Source organism: Photorhabdus africana (assembly GCF_035181445.1).
Taxonomy (GTDB): Bacteria; Pseudomonadota; Gammaproteobacteria; order Enterobacterales; family Enterobacteriaceae; genus Photorhabdus; species Photorhabdus laumondii.
This window is the reverse complement of the sequence record NZ_JAXBVE010000103.1, coordinates 1-2,810: the sequence shown is the minus strand read 5'-3', so window position 1 is coordinate 2,810 and position 2,810 is coordinate 1. Positions and strand designations below refer to the sequence as shown.

2 protein-coding genes and 1 pseudogene are annotated in these 2,810 nt (G+C 38.1%); 2 read left to right on the top strand and 1 reads right to left on the bottom strand.

Going from position 1 to position 2,810, the window contains the following annotated elements:
* Together SLS51_RS22795 and SLS51_RS22790 are read left to right on the top strand one after the other, a co-directional pair.
* Nucleotides 1-106: pseudogene (locus SLS51_RS22795) on the top strand (IS1595 family transposase); the annotation flags it as partial.
* Nucleotides 107-653: 547 nt separating this feature from the next.
* Nucleotides 654-1,253 (top strand): GNAT family N-acetyltransferase, encoded by a 600-nt coding sequence (locus SLS51_RS22790; protein WP_011148121.1) that lies wholly within the window; start codon nt 654-656, stop codon nt 1,251-1,253.
* Between the two features lie 53 nt (nt 1,254-1,306).
* Here SLS51_RS22790 and SLS51_RS22785 read toward each other — a convergent pair whose 3' ends face one another.
* Entirely contained in the window at nt 1,307-2,242 is a 936-nt protein-coding gene (locus tag SLS51_RS22785) for a VirK/YbjX family protein (RefSeq protein ID WP_323840777.1), read from the bottom strand.
* Between the last annotated feature and the right edge of the window lie 568 nt (nt 2,243-2,810).

Sequence of the window (2,810 nt, the reverse complement as noted above, 5' to 3'; positions counted from 1 at the left end):
TTGGCGCTTTAACCTTAAAAAAACATTCGAACAGCTTATTTATTCATGTATCCGGGCAGCGCCTATACCTGAGTATTTACTCAAGCTAGCTGAGATTCGATGGTAATCAGGTAACGTTTTGTAATTATGCTACACATAGCCTTCTTCAACCCATTGTTATACATAGAATTATGAGTGGTATAAGATGTAGCACTATTTTGAAATCTTATCTAGATAATATTTTAATAAATGGCGCTAATATCCTGTCTACCCAATATTTATGCTTAATCTGAGACTTGTCGGGCAAAAAATGTCTTATTCTGGTTAACATGAATGAAACTCCCACGGGTTAAACCCATGGTGATCCCCTTTAGAACATTTTGTCGATATTAATGAAGAGGAATTAAAGGTTTTTGAAAAAAATCTTGGCAAATTAGGCTAACAGGTAATAAGCACAGAGAAAAAATCTTATTGTTTCGTTGGCGCAATCAGTAGATCATATTTTTTCGTGCCCGTTATTTTTCTGAATGATTCGACAGCCGTCTGAGATGTTAAAAGTGTGGGTTTTGCTTTAATCGGGGATTGATTTTTCATATATTAACTTGATTCCAGTTTTGATTCTGGAATAGGGTGAACTCTTCTATTCTGACTTAATTTATAACTCAGTGGTTATTATGAAAAAACAGATGACTGAATGGGTAACTTTGGCAGGAAAAGGGGTGACTTTAGAACCTCTGACACACCAACGGCATGATGAGTTTTTACAGGCAATTGAAGAAAGTGAGCTGCATAAATTGTGGTACACCAGTGTCCCTTCGCCGGCTGAGCTAGGTAACGAGATTGAACGCCGTTTATTGCTACATGAAAAAGGTACTATGCTGCCTTTTGCTATTGTTGATCATCGAACAAGTAAAGCGGTTGGCATGACCACGTATATGAATATTGATTCTGATGTCCGCCGGTTGGAAATCGGTTATACTTGGTATGCTCGTTCTGTTCAGCGGACACATATTAATACGGAAGTAAAATATCTCTTATTGAAATACGCTTTTGAAGAATTAGGATGCATCGCAGTGGAGTTTCGCACTCATTTTTTTAATCATCAGAGCCGGAAAGCGATAGAGCGACTGGGTGCAAAACTTGATGGAATTCTGCGTAGTCATGGTGTATCTAAAGATGGCAGTATCAGGGATACTTGTGTTTACAGCATCATCAGTGGTGAATGGCCTGCGGTTAAAATACATCTTGAGTGGCAGATGGTTAAGCCGAGGTAGGAGTTATCTCAAAAATTAGGCCGTCCTGTGAAAGGTAGCGGCCTGATGCTGATTTAATTTGAAGGCAGAGAATGCTGCATTCCATTATCCAGTTCATCTAGTAATTGATAGCGGCGGCGATATTCTGCCCGCTTCTTACTGGCTATATCTTCAAGCGGTTTTCTTTCAATGGATAAGGGGAGATGGAAATCCTTATTTTTTCCCTTTGCTCCACCTAATGATTCCCAGAAAGAGTCGTAATCAGCGACTAATTTGTCTTTCTTTTTATGCCAATAGCGTAGACTCTTATAGATGTGAGTATCATTGCTGGCTGCCAGAATTTGCTGGCATTCAAAGTGAGCAGCGAGACGGCAAATGGATTCAATCAGTAAGCGTTTTGGAAATAATCCATAACAATCTTTCGTTGCATCGCGGATAATTTCAAGGGTTGCATCGCCTTTGGAGCCTTGTAGTCCACCGATGAATAGTGTTTTTTTACCAGCAATAGTGAGTAATGTGAAAGCGCATCTTGCCAAAGTTTTATTATCTTCTGTTGTAATAAATAGAGTAAGCTCACCTTCTTTATTAAAACAGTCCATAGAATCTAGAAAAATAGTGTAAGTTTCACTCTTACCATTGATAACCGCTAATGGATATGCATTGGAACGAAATATTTTATTAACAATAGACTGATTTAACCCAGTAAATAATAGCTGGTAATGTTCATTTATTGCACGTAACGTCTGCCCTCTATTGAAATTAATACTTAGATAAGGGCGATGTAATTTAGAAGGCAAACAAGGTTGTTTCTTCAAAATATCCAGATAGAACGGCGTATTAACTATCTGGTTTAATAGTTTTAGTGTCGATATTGGCATCAGAGCGCTACGTAAGGCAAATTTAGTGCGATTCTGGGCAGAATACCAATGAGGGCTAGGGCTAATTTTTTTTCCGACTAAATCTGTGAACAGCCGAATTCCTGAACTGGCAGGTTGATACATATATTTCATTTATTTCATTTCTTTATCTAGTGCTAAAAAATACTGGAGGGAAGAAGACTTGCAAACCGTGAGTATACTCCTTTGGTATTAAACAAAACTTCAACGGATGTTTATTTATGTTTTTTTAAGATAAAAAATCAACAGTTGTTTAATGAATGTTTAGTTATTAAGGGCGTTTTCTCGTGTTTGTTTATTATTCGTTTAGTTTTCTGTGATGTTTTTTGTTGTAAAAGTACATCTAGAAAGATGAGAGAAACGGTTATGACTTGGTGTGATACTCGAGCTCATGATCTGTAACAAATTTAGCAGGTGAGTATCGGTGATAAATGATTAATGTTGGGTATACCCGTTATCTTTCAAGTTGCCTCTTTGTTGGATGCACTCGCTCACCCCGGTCACATCGTTCGCTATGCTCCCCGGGATTCACTCCCTTGCCGTCGCGATGCATCTTGAAATCCATAGGGTATATCCTTCATTCCGCACCTAATTCAGGAATAAACCGCTTTATATTGTGCGCCTAATAAACTCAAAAGCTCATGGTGGTAAGATTGCATTCCTGTCACCATTTTATGTTCTT